This window comes from Streptomyces sp. NPDC048417, from assembly GCF_040651615.1.
GTDB lineage: Bacteria > Actinomycetota > Actinomycetes > Streptomycetales > Streptomycetaceae > Streptomyces.
This window is the reverse complement of the sequence record NZ_JBEZKI010000012.1, coordinates 207,539-224,407: the sequence shown is the minus strand read 5'-3', so window position 1 is coordinate 224,407 and position 16,869 is coordinate 207,539. Positions and strand designations below refer to the sequence as shown.

At 72.2% G+C, this 16,869-nt stretch carries 8 protein-coding genes; 2 read left to right on the top strand and 6 right to left on the bottom strand.

Features of this window, described 5'->3' with window-relative positions:
- Positions 1 to 225 precede the first annotated feature (225 nt).
- The 6 genes from AB0D59_RS20580 to AB0D59_RS20555 are packed head-to-tail and all read right to left on the bottom strand — an operon-like array spanning position 226 to position 8,089.
- Positions 226 to 894: a TetR family transcriptional regulator C-terminal domain-containing protein gene (locus tag AB0D59_RS20580; protein ID WP_362567040.1), complete on the bottom strand. Its 669-nt coding sequence runs from the start codon at positions 892 to 894 to the stop codon at positions 226 to 228.
- Positions 891 to 2,900 carry a CocE/NonD family hydrolase gene (locus AB0D59_RS20575; protein ID WP_362567039.1) on the bottom strand — a complete coding sequence of 670 codons (2,010 nt, stop codon included), beginning with the start codon at positions 2,898 to 2,900 and terminating at the stop codon, positions 891 to 893. The genes AB0D59_RS20580 and AB0D59_RS20575 overlap by 4 nt, the downstream gene beginning before the upstream one ends.
- Positions 2,897 to 4,651 carry an ABC transporter ATP-binding protein gene (locus tag AB0D59_RS20570; protein ID WP_362567037.1) on the bottom strand — a complete coding sequence of 585 codons (1,755 nt, stop codon included), beginning with the start codon at positions 4,649 to 4,651 and terminating at the stop codon, positions 2,897 to 2,899. Before AB0D59_RS20570 ends, AB0D59_RS20575 begins: the two co-directional genes overlap by 4 nt.
- Positions 4,651 to 5,550, bottom strand: a complete 900-nt coding sequence (locus AB0D59_RS20565; RefSeq protein WP_362567035.1) for an ABC transporter permease — start codon at positions 5,548 to 5,550, stop codon at positions 4,651 to 4,653. The genes AB0D59_RS20570 and AB0D59_RS20565 overlap by 1 nt, the downstream gene beginning before the upstream one ends.
- On the bottom strand, positions 5,547 to 6,503 hold the full coding sequence (locus tag AB0D59_RS20560; protein WP_362567032.1) for an ABC transporter permease: 957 nt from the start codon (positions 6,501 to 6,503) through the stop codon (positions 5,547 to 5,549). The genes AB0D59_RS20565 and AB0D59_RS20560 overlap by 4 nt, the downstream gene beginning before the upstream one ends.
- A 2-nt stretch (positions 6,504 to 6,505) precedes the next feature.
- Positions 6,506 to 8,089 carry an ABC transporter substrate-binding protein gene (locus tag AB0D59_RS20555; protein ID WP_362567030.1) on the bottom strand — a complete coding sequence of 528 codons (1,584 nt, stop codon included), beginning with the start codon at positions 8,087 to 8,089 and terminating at the stop codon, positions 6,506 to 6,508.
- Between the two features lie 356 nt (positions 8,090 to 8,445).
- Between AB0D59_RS20555 and AB0D59_RS20550 the strand changes: the two genes are divergently transcribed.
- On the top strand, positions 8,446 to 9,327 hold the full coding sequence (locus AB0D59_RS20550; protein ID WP_362567027.1) for a class I SAM-dependent methyltransferase: 882 nt from the start codon (positions 8,446 to 8,448) through the stop codon (positions 9,325 to 9,327).
- A gap of 572 nt (positions 9,328 to 9,899) precedes the next feature.
- Positions 9,900 to 16,826: a glycoside hydrolase domain-containing protein gene (locus AB0D59_RS20545; RefSeq protein WP_362567025.1), complete on the top strand. Its 6,927-nt coding sequence runs from the start codon at positions 9,900 to 9,902 to the stop codon at positions 16,824 to 16,826.
- The last annotated feature ends 43 nt before the right edge of the window (positions 16,827 to 16,869 follow it).

Below are 16,869 nucleotides of genomic sequence, written 5' to 3'. Positions count from 1 at the left end.
CCGGCCGGCTGCCGCGCCGCCTCGGGTCGGACGGCCCGTGGCGGCGGAGCAGCCGGCCGTCGTCCTCCACGGACTCGACCTGGACGGCGCCCTGCGGCCCGACCGGGCCGTGCCCGGACGCCGTCCGCCCGGTCCCGCACCAGCACCTCGCCGGGCGGTCCGGAGCACGACCCGACTGCCCTCCGGACGCCTCCTCGACAGGGTCCGTGCACGCGGCCGTTCACATCAGTCGCGGTCGGGTCGGACGGCGAGTTCGGTCTCCACCAGTCGGTTCAGATGCCGGCGGGCGTCCTGGGTGCTGAGCGGCGGCGTCTGGCGCAGCCGCTGGAGGGCGAGGCCGTCGGCGAGGGCGGCGAAGCGGACGGTGAAGCCGTCGAGGTCGTCGGCGGCGAAATCCCCGTCCGCGACACCCCGTTCGGCCAGGGCGCGGATCTGCTGGTGCCAGGCCGTGTAGCGCTGGGCCTGTCCACGGGTGAACGCCTCGTCGGTGTCCGGGTCACCGGCGTTCCAGTAGTCGAACCACATCCGCCAGTGTCGGTCGGTGTCCTCGGTGAAGAGCGCGTCGACGAGCAGCCGCAGCGCCTCGGCACCGCTGCCGGCCTGCTCGGCGGCCTCGCTGAGCGCCGTGTAGTACCGCTCGATGTGCAGCACCATCGCCTCGGACAGGATCTCCTGGACGCTGCCGAAGTGATAGGTGACCGTCCCGACGGACACCCCGGCCGCCGCCGCCACGTCCCGGACGCCCACCGAGGCGTAGCCGCGCTCCGCGATCAGCGGGACGGCCGCCTCGACGATCAGCCGGCGGCGGACCTCGGTGGGCTGGCGGGTGCGGTCGGCGGCGGCGACGGCACGGCGCGGGGTCTTCGCGGCGCGCTGCGGCTTGGCGGCGGTCATCCCGACGTCCTCGCGCTGGTGTGGTGCCAGGAGCGCTTGGCCACTGTCTCTCCGTTCGCCCGTGCCTCGATACGGCTGTCCATGACGAAGTCCGCGGCCGTGGCGCGCAGCTCCGTACGCGTCATGATCTCAGCGTCGTAGTCGTCACCGCGCCGCAGCCGGATCCGCCACTGCGACACGGCGCTCGCGGACAGCGGGTCGTCGGCGCGGATACGGTACGTCTCCAGCGCGCTCTCCTCGTAGCGGAGCCCGTCCGGATACGTCCGTGATCCGCCGTAGTTGGGGTCGACCTCCAGGGTCCACTCCCCCGCCGCCACGTCGTGCGTGACGAGCCGTTCGGGCCGCGGCTCGGCGGGCCGGTCGTAGGTGACCGGCAGCGGTGGCGCCTGTTCCGGCTCCTCGAAGAGGATCGGCGGTTCCCCGCCGGCCGCCCGCACGGGCAGGAGTACGGCGCTGTCGGCGGGCACGACCCGCAACTCGCCGCGCCCACCGTGCGGCCAGACCCACGGCCAGTACGCGTCGGACACGGCGACCCGGACCCGGTGGCCGGGCGGGAAGGCGTAGCCGATGCCGGTGAGTTCGACCTCGACGTCCTCGTAGGCCCCCGGGGTCCACTCGACCGCCTTGTCGCGGCCGTACCTGCTCAGCAGGTTGAGCACCCCCCGGGTGACCAGCGTCGAGGAGCCGTCGGGAGCGACGTCGCACAGCCGGACGATCACGTTGGCGCGTGGAGTGGCGCTGTCCAGGCGCAGCCGGACGCGCGGGCGGCCGAGGATCTCGACGCGCTCGGCGAGGGGCTCGGAGTCGAAGCACACCGAACGGCCGTCCTCCTCACGCTGGTCGGGCGGCAGGTCGCTCGCGTTGCCGAAGGGGAAGAACCGGCCGGCGTCCAGTCCGGTGTGGAGCGGGGAACGGACCAGGACCGGGGTACGGGAGTCGGGAGCGAGGGCGCGCTCGCTCCATGTCACCCGCGGGGAGGGCCAGTCGGCCTCCCCCACCCAGCGGCCCGGCATCGTGTCGTACGAAGTGGCGGGCGGGACCGGGTCGTTGATCCAGGCGCGCAGCAGCGGTTCGCGCAGTACGCCCGTGTCGGTGTCCTTGAGGTGCTGGTCCCACCAGCGCAGGGTCTCCTGGAGGAAGCCGATCGCCGGGCCGGGCGGCAGCCCGCGGTCGGGGTACTGGTGGGACCAGGGGCCGATCAGGCCGCGCACCCGGTCGGCCGGGAGGTGCTCGACCAGGCGCAGCACGGTGTCGCGGTACGGGTCGTGCCAGCCGCCGACCGCGAGGACGGCGGCGTCGATGGCGGTGTAGTCCTCGCAGACGCTGCCGTGTCGCCAGTAGGCGTCGCGCTCCTGGTGGTCGAGCCAGGTGTGCAGGAAGGGCTGGAGCGTGTCGAGGCGTTCGCGCCACATGGGCAGCCAGCGGTCGGTGCCGACACTCGCCGGGTCCGGGGGGCGGGAGGCGAAGGCGAGCATGGTGCCGGCCCAGGCGAGCATGTCGATGCCGAGGACGGCGCCGCCGGTGTAGTGGACGTCGTTGTCGTAGCGGTCGTCGGTGGAGCAGACGGTGACGACCGCCTTGAGCGGCTCGGGGGCGAGGGCCGCTATCTGGAGGGCGTTGAAGCCGCCCCAGGAGATGCCGAACATGCCGACCTTGCCGGTGCACCAGGGCTGTGCGGCGAGCCAGTTGACGACGTCGACGCCGTCCGCGAGTTCCTGGGCGTCGTACTCGTCGCCGGGGGCGCCCTCGCTGTCGCCGTGGCCTCGGATGTCGACGCGTACGGAGGCGTAGCCGTGTCCGGCGTACCAGGGGTGGCGCTGGGCGTCGCGGGGCGCGGTCCAGTCGCTCTTGCGGTACGGGAGGTATTCGAGCAGCGCGGGCACCGGGTCGGACCCGGCGTCCGCGGGCCGCCAGATGCGCGCGTGCAGCCGGGTCGCGCCGTCCCTGGTGGGGATCCAGACGTCCTCGCGGACGACCTGGCGCTCGAACTGGTCGCGGTACTTCACGAAACTCCTTCTGCCACGGGGGCGTCGACGGGCTGCCAGCGGCGGACGCGATGGCCGTCGCCGAGGTCCGTCCAGATGTCGTCCGCTTCGGCGGCGTCCGCCCAGTCGGGGGCATCGTCGGTCAGGGGCGGTGCGTCGGGATCGGGTTCGAGGGCGGCCGCCATCAGCCGGCGGGTGTAGGGGTGGCCGGGCGCGTCGAAGACGGCTTGCGTGGGGCCTTCCTCGACGACGACTCCGTGCCGCAGTACGACGACGCGGTCGGCGATGCCGCGTACCACGGCGAGGTCGTGGCTGATGAACAGGCAGGCCAGGTCGCGTTCGCGGCGCAGGTCGTCGAGGAGGCGCAGCACCTCGGCCTGGACGGAGACGTCCAGGGCGGTGGTGATCTCGTCGGCGATCAGGACGTCCGGTTCTCCGGCCAACGCCCGTGCGATGCCGATGCGCTGGCGCTGTCCGCCGGAGAGCTGGGCGGGCAGCCGGTCGGCGAGGGCCGGGTCCAGGCGTACGTCGGCGATGAGCCGGCGGGCCTGTTCGGCGGTCTCGGTACGGCCGGTCGCGGTGCCGAAGAACCGCAGCGGGCGGCGCACCGCGTCGCCGACGGAGCGGCGGGGGTTGAGCGAGGTGTCCGCGTTCTGGAAGACCAGCTGGACCCGGCGCCGCAGCGACAGCGGCCGCTGGGGCGCGGGGCGGGCCAGATCCCCGGCCTCGTGCGTCATGGTGCCGCCGGAGGGGGTACGCAGGCCCGCCAGGGTCCAGGCCAGCGTGGACTTGCCGCTGCCCGACTCGCCGACGAGGGCGAGGACCTCGCCGCGGCGGACGTCGAAGGAGACCCCGTGCACGGCGCGGGTGCTGCCGTAGTCGATGGTGACGTCGCTCGCGGCGACCGCGACCGGTGAGCCGTCCGGGACCACGGTCTTGGCGCGGACCGTCCGTTCCCCCGCCTGGTCCACGACCGCGAGACCGGCGTCGTCCAGCCGTGGCACGCTCGCCAGCAGCCGCTTCGTGTACGGGTCCTGGGGCGCGGCGAACAGCCGCCGGGTGGCCGCCGACTCCACCACCCGGCCGGTCTTGAGGACGCACACCTCGTCGGCCAGGTGGGCGACGACGCCGAGGTCGTGGCTCACCAGGACGGCGGCCAGACCCAGCTCGTCGCGCAGCGCGGCGATCAGGTCCAGGACGCTGCGCTGGGTGATGACGTCCAGGCCGGTGGTCGGCTCGTCGAGGACCAGGACCTTGGGGCGGGCGGCGACGGCCATGGCGATGGCGACGCGCTGCTGCTGGCCGCCGGACAGCTCGTGCGGGTAGCGGCGGGCGAGTTCGGCGGGGTGGGGCAGCCGGACCTGCTCGAGCAGGTCGACGACCGGTAGGTGACCACCGGCCTCCTCGATCTGCCGCCCGATCCGCATGGTCGGGGTCAGCGCCTGCCCGGCGTTCTGGGCGACCATGGCGACGGTCCCGCCGCGCAGTCGCCGCAACCGCGGTGCGGGCAGCGCGAACACGTCCTGTCCGTCGACGTGGACGCTGCCGCCGGTGATCCGGGAGCCGTGCCGAAGATGGCCGAGGAGGGTAGCGGCGACGGTCGACTTGCCGCTTCCGGACTCGCCGACGAGGGCGAGGGTCCGGCCCGGCGCCACCTCGAGGGACACCTCGTGCACGACCGGGACGTCGCGGCCGCCCGAACGGTAGGCCACGGAGAGGGAGTCGACGGAGACGACAGAGGTGACGGGGTCGGCGGAGACTGCAGGGGTCATCAGGAACCCTCCCTGATCCGGTCCACGCCCCACGCCTTGGACAGGCCGTCGGCCGCGAGATTGAGCCCGACCACGAGGGTGGCCAGGGCGATGATCGGCGCGAGGCTCGCCATCGGGACGACGGTGATGGCGGTGCGGTTCTCGGCGACCATCAACCCCCAGTCGGGGGTCGGCGGGTCGGCGCCGAAGCCGAGGAAGGACAGCGAAGAGATCAGCAGCACCACCCAGGAGGCGCGCATCGCGAACTCCACGCAGACCACGTCGGTGATGTTCGGCAGGACCTCGCGGCGCAGGATCGCCCAGGTGCTCTCACCGCGGGCGCGGGCAGCGGTGACGTAGTCCATGGGGACGACGGCGAGCGCGGCGCCGCGGACCACGCGGACGACCTGGGGGACGTAGACGACGGCGATGGCGAGGACGATCACCGCGGGCCCGGTGCCGAGCGCGGTGACGACGACGAGCAGGGCGAGGATCGACGGGACGGACAGGATCGCGTCCAGCACCCGGCCGAGCAGGTCGTCGAACCAGCCACCGCGCAGGGCCGCCGCGCAGCCGATCACCGTGCCGAGGGCGACGGTGATCAGGGTGGCGGCGACGGAGACGCCGAGCGCGTACCGGCCGCCGTACAGCACCCGGGCGAGCACGTCGCGGCCGTACTGGTCGGTGCCCGCCCAGTGCTCCCAGCTCGAGCCGAGCAGGGCGTGCGAGGCGTCGTTGGCGATGGGGTCGTAGGAGGTGAGGAGCGGGGCGAGCAACGCGACCAGCACGTGGACGGCGACGACGGCCAGGCCCACCAGGGCGGTGCGGGAGGAGCGCAGGCTGCGCCAGGCGCGGGCGGCGGGGCGCGGGGCCGCCGGAGCGGTGGCCGGGGCGGCCTGGGTGGTGTCGAGCGCGGTCATCGGGTCCTCCCTCGGGTGCGGAGCCTGGGGTTGAGGGCCATGGCGCCGAGGTCTGCGGCGAGGTTGCAGACGACGTAGATCACGGCGCTGACGAGGGCGATGGCCTGGATGACGGGCAGGTCGCGGTTCTGTACGGAGGAGAGCATGAGCTTTCCGATGCCGGGGTAGTTGAAGACGTTCTCGACGACGGCGACCCCGCCCGCGAGCCAGGCGACGTTGAGGGCGATCACGTGCAGGGTGGGCAGCAGGGCGCTGGGCAGGGCGTGCCGGGTGACGACCCGCCAGGTGGACAGACCCTTGAGACGGGCGGTGGTGACGTACTCGCCGGCCAGCACGTCGATGACGGAGGTACGGGCCATCCGCACGATGTAGGCGGCCATGACGACGGCGAGCGCGAGCGCGGGCAGCCATACGGCGGGCAGGAGCTGGCCGACGCTCGCCTCGGGGCCGTAGAGGACGACCGCGGGGAACCAGGGCAGCGCGACGGAGAAGCACAGCACCAGCACGGTGGCGACCACGAACTCGGGGACGCTCATGCCGACCAGGCTGACGGTGGAGATGAGGTGGTCGGGCCAGCGGTCCCGGTACAGGCCGGCCAGGACGCCCAGGAAGAGAGAGCCGGTCACCGCGAACAGGACGGTGACGAGGGCGATGAGCGCGGAGTTGCCGAGGTACTGGGCGACTTCGCCGCCGACGCCCTTGCCGGAGACGAGCGAGGTGCCGAAGTCGCCGTGCAGGGCGCCCCTGACCCAGTCGAAGTAGCGTTCCCAGGCGGGCCGGTCGAGGCCGAGCTGGTCGCGGAGGGCGGCGACGGCGTCCGGGGTGGCGTCCTTGCCGAGGATCTGGGTGGCCACGTCGCCCGGCAGCGCCTGGACGGCGAGGAAGACGAGGACCGAGGAGAGGAACAGCGTGCCGACGGCCGAGGCCAGCCGGCGCAGGGTGAACGACAGCATGCTCAGGCTCCCTTCACGCCGATGTTGAGGTAGTCGAACTCGAAGCCGTGCTCGGCGTAGCCGCGGACCTTGCGGGAGATGCCGACCAGCCGGTCGGCGAACATCGGGGTCATCGCCCCGCCCCGCTCGATCACCAGCCGCTGCGCCTCGCCGTACAGTTCACGGCGCTCGGCGTCGTCGGTCTCCGCGCGGGCCCGGTCCAGGACGGTGTCGAACTCCTTGTCGGACCAGGCGGTTTCGTTGTACGAGGAGCCGCTGCGGAAGATCTGGGTGAAGAGCTGGTCGACGGGCCGCCCGGTGAACCAGTAGGTGGCCATCAGCGGCTTCTTCATCCAGATCTGCGTGTAGTAGGAGTCCGCGGCGGCCGTCTTGACCCGGACCCGGATGCCGGCGCGCTTGGCGGAGTCCTGGTAGGCGAGGGCCATCGGCGTGAACAGCGGGTCGTAGGACGAGGTGTAGAGGTCGACGGCCAGGCCCTCGTGCCCGGCCTGCTTGAGGAGGTGGCGGGCCTGCTCGGGGTCGTGCGCGGGGTGCGCGGCGACGTGGACGGGGTCGGTGGGCGGTACGGGGTTGTCCCAGCCGGCGCTGCCCGCGCCCTGGAGCGCGACCTTCACGACGTGCTCCGGGTCGTAGGCGAGCTTCATCGCCTGCCGGACCCGTACATCGGTGAAGGGCTTCTCGGTGGTGAGCATCGGCAGCACGTACCACTGCGCGTCCTTCACCCGGGCGATGGTGGCCCGGTCGGAGGCGGCGACGACACGGGCGGTGGCGAAGTCGAGGTTGGTCTGGGACAGCAGGTCCACCTGGCCGGCGAGCAGGGCGCCCGAGCGGGCGGACATGTCGGCGACCGAGTAGAAGGCGATCGCGTCCAGGACCGGGCGGCCGGCCCAGTGGTCCCGGAACGCGGTGACCCGGCCGGGGCCCGCCGGGGTGAACGACTCCAGCTTGAAGGGGCCGGTGCCGATGCCGGTGCGGCCGATGCCCTTGGCGCTGCCGTCCGGGACGACATAGCAGTTGTAGTGCGTCAGCAGACTCGGGAACTCGGCGTTCGGGGTCTTCAGCGGGACGACGAGGGTGTGGGCGTCGGGGGTGCGCAGAGTGCCGGGGTCGACGAGCGGGGCGAGGACGGCGGCCTGGGGTGAGGCGGTCGCCTTGGCGAGGATGTGCCGCAGCGTGTAGGCGGCGTCGGCGGAGGTGAAGGCGCGTCCGTCGTGGAAGGCGACTCCCTTGCGCAGCCGGAAGGTCCAGGTACGGGCCTTGCTGTCGGACTCCCATGACTCGGCGAGGTCGGGGGCGAGTGCGCCGTCCGCGCCGACGCGGACCAGCCGGTTGTAGAGGGCGCCGAGGTACTCGTACGCCGACAGGGAGCTGGCGGGATCGAGGGTCTCGGCGTCGGAGGCCGGGGGCCGGGCGATGCGCAGGGTGCCGCCGGCGTCGGGGGTGCCCTTCAGTGCGGCAGCCGTCAGGTCGGGGGCGGCGGCTGCCCCCGTACAGCCGGTGAGCAGCCAGGACGCGCCGAGCGAGGCCGCGCCGGCCACGCCCGCGGCGAGCACCGAGCGGCGCCCCGGCAGGTGGATGTCGGACATGGACCGACCGTCTCTCTCGCTATTCGTTCACTGGAACGATTGAGTGAAGTTCGTGAACGATAACCAGCAGACGACTTCCAGCCAACCCTTCGGACGTGGAAATTAACCTGCGAAACGGATCGGTAACGGGGGCGGATGAGGCGAGGCGTGCGCGGACCGCACGGTCACCGCGTGACGTGACCGTGGCCCCGCCCGGGCGACCCGACGTGGACGAGGGGCTTCGTGTGGGCCGTCGCCCAGACGCCGCCGGACGACGGGATCGCCGGCTGCGGAGCGCCGGTGTCGCGCTCGCCCTGCCGGGCGGAGACTTCGTCGTCTCCCGCCCGGGGCGGCAGAGTCGTGTTGAATACGGCTCCATGAGCGAGAGCGGGCGTGCGGCGAGCCGGACGGCGGTCCTGGTCTGCCAGGGACGGGCGGCGGCGGACGGGAGGATCGCCGCGGGGCGGTTCGCGGATCCGGTGGCGGTACGGCTGCTGGGCGTCGCGGAGCGCGTGCCTGTGGACGAGGTGCGCGCGGGTACGGTGCCGGAAGGCTGGCAGGCGCGCGTCGCGTACGAGAGTGTGCGGGCGTGCGCCGAGGTGGTCGCGCCGCGGACGGTCGCGATCGACGAGGCCCTGGGCGCCCGCCCGACCGGCCAGCTCGTGATCCTCGGCGCCGGCCTGGACACCCGCGCGTGGCGGCTTCCCGGGCTTGCGCAGACGGATGTGTGGGAGGTCGACCATCCGGCCTCCCAGCAGGACAAGCGCGCCCGTCTTGCCGTCACCGAGGAGTTGCCGGCCGTCGCCCGTTCCGTACGGTTCGCGCCGGTCGATTTCGCCGTCGACGATCTCGGTGCGGTGCTGGATGCGGCCGGGCACGACCCGTCCGCCCCGACGACATGGCTGTGGGAGGGCGTCGTGCCGTACCTCACGCGCGACCAGGTCCGGGCGACGGTCGCCGCGCTCACCGCCCGGTCGGCCCCGGACAGCGCGCTCGTCGTCAACTACCAGGCGCCGTCGGCGCGGGCGTCCGTGGGCCGGCTGGTGGCACGCGTGCTCGGCAGTTCCGTGACCTCGGGCGAGCCCTGGCGCTCACTGTGGCGGCCGCGGCGGATGGCCGCGCTGTTGGCGGAGTACGGCCTGCGGGTGGTCTCGGACGACGATCTCCTCACGCTCGCGCACACCTTGGGCAGCCCGGCGCAGCGGCGGTCGTCCCTGCGGTCCGGTCGCGTAGCGGTCGCGGAGTACCACCGCGGGTGAGCCCGCCGGTGCGGGCCGGCGGGCCGGTGACGTCACGCGGCGCACGTCACACGGCATCGCACCAGGGCGATCCGACGCGTCGTCGGCCGAGGAATTCACCTCTCGGGGAAGCAGCCTCCGCCGGGGAGTTCGCCCCTCGGGGAAGCAGCCTCCGCCGGGGAGTTCGCCCCTCGGGGAAGCAGCCTCCGCCGACGAATTCGCCCCTCGGGGAAGCAGCCTCCGGCGGGGAGTTCGCCCCTCGGGGACGCGGCCTCCGGCGGGTAAACGGAACGTGACATCCGTCCCGCACGGCCGGCGGCGGAACCGGCGCGAGGCCCTCGTGGGAGCCGCCCGCGTGCGCATCTCCTGTACGAATCCTGTTCGCCCGTTGCACGCTTTCCCCGTGTCTGATGGCGGGCGGTCGTGCGCGCGGCGGGTGCGATCCCGTGCGTCCACTGCCTTCTCGCCCCGAGTCCGCACGCTCCGGGTGTCGTCCGGGCTGACAACGTTGTCCCCGACCGACCGGACCGTGCCGTGTATCGCGACGTTGGAGAGGTTCCGTGCCTGTCAGACCCGATGCCCTCTTGCCCCGCATGCTGCCGTCGAGAACCGCCCGCCGACCTCGCCGGCGAACGCGCGCGACGATCGCCGTGCTCCTCACCGGGGCGCTCGGCCTCGCCGCACTGGCGGGCGGCGGTACGGCCGCGGCAACGCCGGTCGTGACCAAGTCCGCGGGGTCCGCGGGCACATCCGGCGGCACTGACTACACGAAGCTCGTCGACCCGTTCGTGTCGACCGCCGGTGACGACGGCAACGACCTGCCGGGCGCCGAGGCGCCGCACAGCCTGGCCAAGGTCAACCCGCTGACCACGCCGAACCGCAACCACACCGGATACGACTACGACGAGGACCACATCGCCGGGTTCACCGCGACGAACCTCGACGGCGTCGGCGGCTCGGGAGGCGGCGGCGACCTGCTCGTCGTCCCGACGTCCGTCCGGTACGACAGCCGCCCCGCCGCGAGCACGTACGCGCACACGTACAGCCATGACGACGAGACCGCGACGCCCGGCTCCTACCAGGCGGGCCTCGGGGCGATCTCCGGAACCGGCTCGTCGGTGACGCAGGACCCCGGCACCATCAAGGCCGAGATGACCGCGACGACGCGCACGGCGCTCGAACGCTACAGCTTCCCCGCCGGGTCGAACCCCGAACTCGTCCTGGACCTCGCGAACAACTTCACCAGCCGCACCCGTTCGACGATGAAGGCGACGACGCTCCCGGACGGGACCTCCTCCCTCACCGGGCTCATCGCGGGGTCGTTCAACGGCGCCTCGTACCGGCTGTACTACGACGCCACCACGAACGTCCCGGTGACCTCCCTGAAGAGCTGGGGCAACGACGGCAAGCTGAGCGACGCGACCACGCAGGACGGGAGCGACACCGGCGCCGTACTCGGGTTCGACAAGTCCGCCGGGAACGACATCGAACTGCGCATCACGCTGTCGCCGATCAGCGCCGAACAGGCCGCGACCGACCAGCGCAACGAGGTGGGCGACCTGACCTTCGACCAGGCCCGCGCGCGGACGACGGCGGACTGGAACAGCACCCTCGGCGCCGTCGCCGTGAAGGCCTCCGCGACGTCCGACCCCGGGTCGACGCTCACCAAAGAGTTCTACACGCACCTGTACCGCATGTACGCGCTGCCGGTGAACGCCACCAGCACCAGCGGAACGTACCGCGGCGTCGACGGAGCGGTGCACAAGACGAACGGCTTCACCTACTACGACGGTTGGTCCACCTGGGACGACTTCCGCAAGTACTCGGTCGAGGCCTATATCGACCCGGCCACCTACCGGGACCTGGTGCAGTCGCTGATCGAGCTCTTCGCCGACGCGGACACCTCGGGCAAGAGCCTCGGCAGCCTCACCCACTCGGTCCCGACCGTGCGCTGGGAGCGCTCGGCCGTGGTGGTCGCCGACGCGCTGTCGAAGGGCTACGGGAACTTCGACCGGCTCGACGAGGCGTACCCGGCGTTGCTGTCGTACTCCGGCTACTACACGGGCACCCAGCTGCGGCAGGGGTACGTCCCGGGTGATCCCGGTACGACCGTCCAGCGCGGCTACGACCAGTGGGCGCTGTCCGTCATCGCCCACTCGCTCGGCAAGGACGCGGACGCGAAGAAGCTGCGCACCCAGTCGACCATGGCGATCGACAACCTCGTGAAGTCCGGCGCCTGGAAGGCGGCCGACGGTACCGAGGTCGGTCTGCTCACCCCGCGCGCGGCGGGCGGCGACTGGCAGAGCGCCGACTACGAGAAGTTCGAGGCGGCCGGCCTCTACCAGGGCACGCTCTGGCAGTACCACTGGTACGACGCGTACGACATGGGCGGCCTCATCAAGGCCATGGGCGGTGACAAGGCCGGCAGGGCCGCCGTGGAGCACATGTTCGGCGAGGACTCCGGCGCCACCGACGGCTCGGCCATGCTGCACTCCAACGCGAACGAGATCGACCTCCAGGCCCCGTACCTCTTCAACTACGTCGGTGAGCCGAGCCTGACGCAGAAGTGGGTGCGGGCCATCTACACCGGGACAACCTGGAACCGCTACATCGCGACCAGCTCGACGAACGAAGCTCCCAGCTCCGGCGGTGAGTTCACCCCGCCGGTCGACACCCAGGTCTACAAGCTCTCCCCGCACGGCTTCCTGCCGACCATGGACAACGACGCCGGCACCATGTCGACCATGTTCGTCGCCGCCGCCCTGGGCCTGTTCCCGGTGACCGCCGGCTCCAGCCAGTTCCAGATCGGCAGCCCGTTCTTCGACTCGACGACGATCACCTACGCCAACGGCAGCCGGTTCACGGTGAAGGCCGACGGCGTGTCGCCGAGCAGGTACTACGTGCAGGGCGCGACCCTCAACGGCAAGCGGTTCGACAACACGTGGCTCGACTACTCCCAGATCGTCTCCGGCGGAACCCTGGACTTCACGATGGGCTCCAAGCCCTCCCAGTGGGGCGCCCGGACCAAGCCCGCGTACTCGCTGGACACCGACTCGGGCGGCACGGGTGACGGCGGCACGGGAACGGGCCACGGCGGCACCGTCGTCTCCGCCCGCCCGGGCACGGTCGACACGGCCGCGGACGGCACCCTCGACGGCACCGTCAAGCTCACCCTGACCGGACCGGCGTCGTTCGCCGCCCGCAAGGGGACCATCCTCACCAGGACCGGGGCGGCGACCGTGACCGGCCTGCCGGACGGAGTCACGGCGGACCTCCGGGTCAGCGGCTCGGGTACGGCGACGCTGTCGCTCACCGGCACCACGAAGGTCGACGCACGCTTCGGCATCACCTTCCGCGACGCCGCCTTCGCCCATGGGGTGCCGGCCTCGACGGTGAGCGGCACCGGGATATCCGTGACCGACCCGCTGGTCGTCTCCGCCGCCGCGGTGCACCGCCAGGCCCTCGGCGCGCTCGTCGACCAGGCGTCGCTGGTGCGCAGCGGCAACTACTCCGACGGCTCCTGGAGTCTGTTCCGCTCGGCGGTCGAACGCGCGCGGACCGTCCTCGCGGACACCACCTCCGCGACGGGCACGATCATGGCCGCGCACGACGCGCTGGGGAGCGCCGTCGACGCGCTCACCATCGACGAGGGCGGCTACGCCGTCCTGCAGGCCGAGGCCCCCGACGAGAAGGCGGGCCCCAGCCTCGTGAGCGAGGCGTACTACTCGGACGGCGACCTCGGCGGTGTCACCGAGGGCGCCTGGGAGCGGTTCGCCAAGCTGGACTTCGGCGGGGTCGCCCCGCGCAGCGTCTCGGTCCGCTACGCCAACGCGCAGCCGACGAACGCGAAGCCGAGCAGTGTCGACATCCACGCCGGCGCCGCCGACGGCCCGGTCGTGGCCACCGTCTCGCTCCCCGGGACCGGCGGCTGGCAGTACTACACCACGGTGCAGGCGGCCGTCACCGACCCGGACGCCCTGCTCGGCGCGAAGAGCGCGACGTTCGTGTTCCATGCCCCGTCCGGCCAGCAGTGGGTGTCGAACTTCGACTGGTACCGGTTCTCGCCGAACGAGGTCTCCTCGTCCCCCTCGACCACACTCGCCACGCTGACCGCGGTGAACAGCACCACGACGGGTGGCGGTTCGCTCCCGCTCAACCTCGGGGGCGGCATCTTCGAGAACGTGACGAACGGCGCGTGGGCCGAATGGCAGGACACGAACCTCCAGGGCGGCGCCGACACCGTCACCATCGGCTATGACAAGCCCCAGTCGCGGGCGGCGTCGGACTCGCACATCGAACTGCACCTCGGTGCGAAGGACGGCCCGAAGACGGTCGACATCCCCCTCGACTACACCGGATCGGGCTGGGGAACCGTCGCCACCACGACCGTGCGACTCGACCCGGCCGTCTTCACCGGCGTCCAGGACGTCTACGCCGACTTCGTCTCCAGCACGCAGACCTCCGCGCAGCCCTACGTGGGCAACGTCTACTCGCTGACCCTCACGAAGACCGCCGACGCCCCCGTGGGCTTCGACGCCACCGCGTTCCGTTCGAACAGCGGCGGCGGGCTCAAGAGCGAGCCGGTCGGCTGGACCGGCGCGGGTTCCGCCACCGACCTCGGCGGCACCTACGACGGCGCCTGGCTCGACTACGGGGACATCGACTTCGGCAGTTCCCCGAAGAGCACCGTCACGATCACCTATGCCAACAACTCCACCCGCTGCGGCACGGGCTCGGCCGTCCAGTTGTACCTGGACTCCTTCGACTCGGCCGACCCCGGTACGCCGTACGCGACCGTTCCGTTGCCGGTGACGGGAGCCGCGTGGTCCTCGGGAGGGACGACGAGCCTGACCCTGCCGAAGGCGATCACCGGCACGCACGCCGTCCATCTGCGGCTGACGACGACCCCCGACTCCTCGCATCCCTACGTCGCGAACCTGGGCCGGATCACCTTCGACCACGTCGACACACCCGCCGTCACGGACAAGTCCGCCCTGCGGAAGGCGATCGACCGGTACGAGGGGCTCTCCGGCGACGCGGAGCGCTACGACACGGTCGACTTCGGGGTGTACCTGCGTGAACTCGCCGCGGCACGCGCCCTGGTGGACACCGACGACGCGACCCAGCTCGAAGTCGACACGCAGACCCGCGGCCTCACCCTCGCCGCGGGCCAGCTGATCCCGCTGCCGAGGCTGAAGCTGGAGGACCTGGTCTCGACCGCGTCGGCCCTCGACAACACCCGCTACACGGACGCGTCGTGGAAGGCGTTCACCGAGTCACTCGCCGCGGCGAAGACCGCCGTCGCGGACGACACGGCCACGGACGCCACCCTCACCGCACGGTACGACGCCCTCCGCCACGCCCTGTCCGCGCTCACCACGAAGCCCAAGACGGTGCCCGCCGTGCCCGACGCGGTGTCGGCGACGCCGTCCGGCACCAGCGTGACCGTCGCCTGGTCCGCTCCCGAGGACGACGGCGGCTCACCGGTCACCGGCTACAAGATCACCCTCAGCGACGGCCACCAGGTCGAGATCGACGATCGGGACAGCCGGAGCACGACGTTCACCTGGCTGCGGTCCGGCAGGTCGTACACGGCGCGCGTCGCGGCGGTGAACAGGTTCGGCGCCTCGCGTCCGAGCGCCGCCACGGCGCCCGTGGTGACAGATGGCGGCAAGCCGCAGACGCCGGCCGTGACGGGTGTGCTCACCGACGGCAAGCAGGTCCGGGTGACCTGGCGGGCGGCCGGCGACGGCGGATTCCCGATCATCGGCTACACCGTGGCCCTGAACGACGGAACCACCGCGCACCTTCCCGCCACGGCGGACACGGCGCTGCTCTCCACCACGGGCAAGGCGAAGACGCACACGGCCACCGTCACCGCGATCACGCTGGCCGGGACCTCGGACGACACCACGACGACCACCCCAGTGGACGCCTCCGACCCGGCATACGAGTCGGCCCCCTTCCCCGACGACACGCTGGACGCGGCCTACGGGTCGGACAAGTGGCCGACCACCGACTACTTCGACGACCTGCTCGCCGGTATCCACGACCTCGACCCCGACATCATCGGCGCCAACACCAAGGTGCCCAACGGCACCGCCCTCACCGCCGAGAACGACCGGATCGCGGTGCGCATCAACAACGCGGCGACGCAGCAGGAGGTGGACCGGGCCGAGGTCGACGCCACGAACAGCGCCACCGTCACGCTGGCCGACGGCCTCGGGTCCCGGCTCGGCCAGATCTACCGCGACGCCCTGAGCGGCGGTGAGCTGCCGAAGACCAGCGCCCTGTTCTCCCGCGTCACGCAGGGCCTCGACGGAGTCGACACGGCGAAGAACCACTACGGCTACCTGCGTCCGTACGTGCGGCTCGGGTTCGTCGGCGACGGCGGCGACGTCTACGAGTCGCAGGACGGCTCGTACAGCAGCCTCGCCACCAGCGGCTCGTACCCGAGCGGCCACACCTACGGCGGTTACGAGGCGGGGACCGTCCTCGCCACGCTGCTGCCGGAGCTGGCACCGTCGATCCTCGCGCGCACCTCGGAGTACGGCAACAACCGCATCGTCCTCGGGTTCCACTACCCGCTCGACGTCATGGGCGGCCGCATCACCGGACAGGCCACCGTGGCCCACCGATGGGCGGACCCCGACTTCGCGAACCTGCTGACGCAGGCCCACACCGAGATCGAGAACGTGCTGCTCGCACGGTGCGAGCAGGAGGGGTACGGCGACACGCTCGCGGCCTGCGCGGGTGACCCCTACGGCGGTCTGAGTACGACGCAGGACGTCGACCTGTACACGCAGCGCCTGACCTACGGGTTCTCCCAGGTGGGCAAGGCCGGGCAGGCTCTCAGGACGCCGTCCGACGCGGCGGCGCTGCTGATCACGGCCTTCCCGGACCTCACCCCCGGACAGCGCACCCAGGTCCTGGAGCAGACCGCGACGGACTCCGGGTACCCGCTCGACCTCACCGTGGACGGCGAGGCGAGCTGGCAGCGGATCAACCTGGCGGCGGCGATGGCGGCGCACGTGGTCGTGGGCGCCGACGGGTCGGTCACGGTGACGAACCACTCGGACGCCACGAAGGCGAGTGTCGCCGACGCCACGGCGATCACCGTGGGGGGCGTCGCGATCGACGGGTTCGATCCGGACGTGTCCACCTACGTCGTCGACTGGCCGAAGAACACGAGGATCCCGGCCGTCTCCGCCGTACCGGCCCAGTCCGGGGCGCGGGTGAAGGTCACCGCCGGCAGTTCGGTCCTCTCGTCGACCGGGTCCCGGTCGGCCACCCGCACCATCAGGGTGACCTCGGCCAACGGTGCGGTCACTCGGACCTACACGGTCGGGTTCCAGTCCACGGACCGCGACCACCGGCCGGTCGCGGCCGGAGGTGACGGCGCCGTCGCGGGACCCGGCGGATGGGCCGCTTCCGGCACGTCGGGCGGTGCCGGGCTCTGGTCACGGGGGACGGAGTGGGCGCGGACGCGCGGAATGCCCTGGACACCGGCCATGAGGTGACCAACGGACCTGCCGTGCCCCTCGGGGCACGGCAGGTCCCGCC

Coding starts and splice junctions, on each gene's coding strand:
- AB0D59_RS20555 (WP_362567030.1), bottom strand. CDS start 8,089: ATGTCCGACATCCACCTGCCGGGGCGCCGCTCGGTGCTCGCCGCGGGC.
- AB0D59_RS20580 (WP_362567040.1), bottom strand. CDS start 894: ATGACCGCCGCCAAGCCGCAGCGCGCCGCGAAGACCCCGCGCCGTGCC.
- AB0D59_RS20545 (WP_362567025.1), top strand. CDS start 9,900: ATGCTGCCGTCGAGAACCGCCCGCCGACCTCGCCGGCGAACGCGCGCG.
- AB0D59_RS20570 (WP_362567037.1), bottom strand. CDS start 4,651: ATGACCCCTGCAGTCTCCGCCGACCCCGTCACCTCTGTCGTCTCCGTC.
- AB0D59_RS20560 (WP_362567032.1), bottom strand. CDS start 6,503: ATGCTGTCGTTCACCCTGCGCCGGCTGGCCTCGGCCGTCGGCACGCTG.
- AB0D59_RS20550 (WP_362567027.1), top strand. CDS start 8,446: ATGAGCGAGAGCGGGCGTGCGGCGAGCCGGACGGCGGTCCTGGTCTGC.
- AB0D59_RS20565 (WP_362567035.1), bottom strand. CDS start 5,550: ATGACCGCGCTCGACACCACCCAGGCCGCCCCGGCCACCGCTCCGGCG.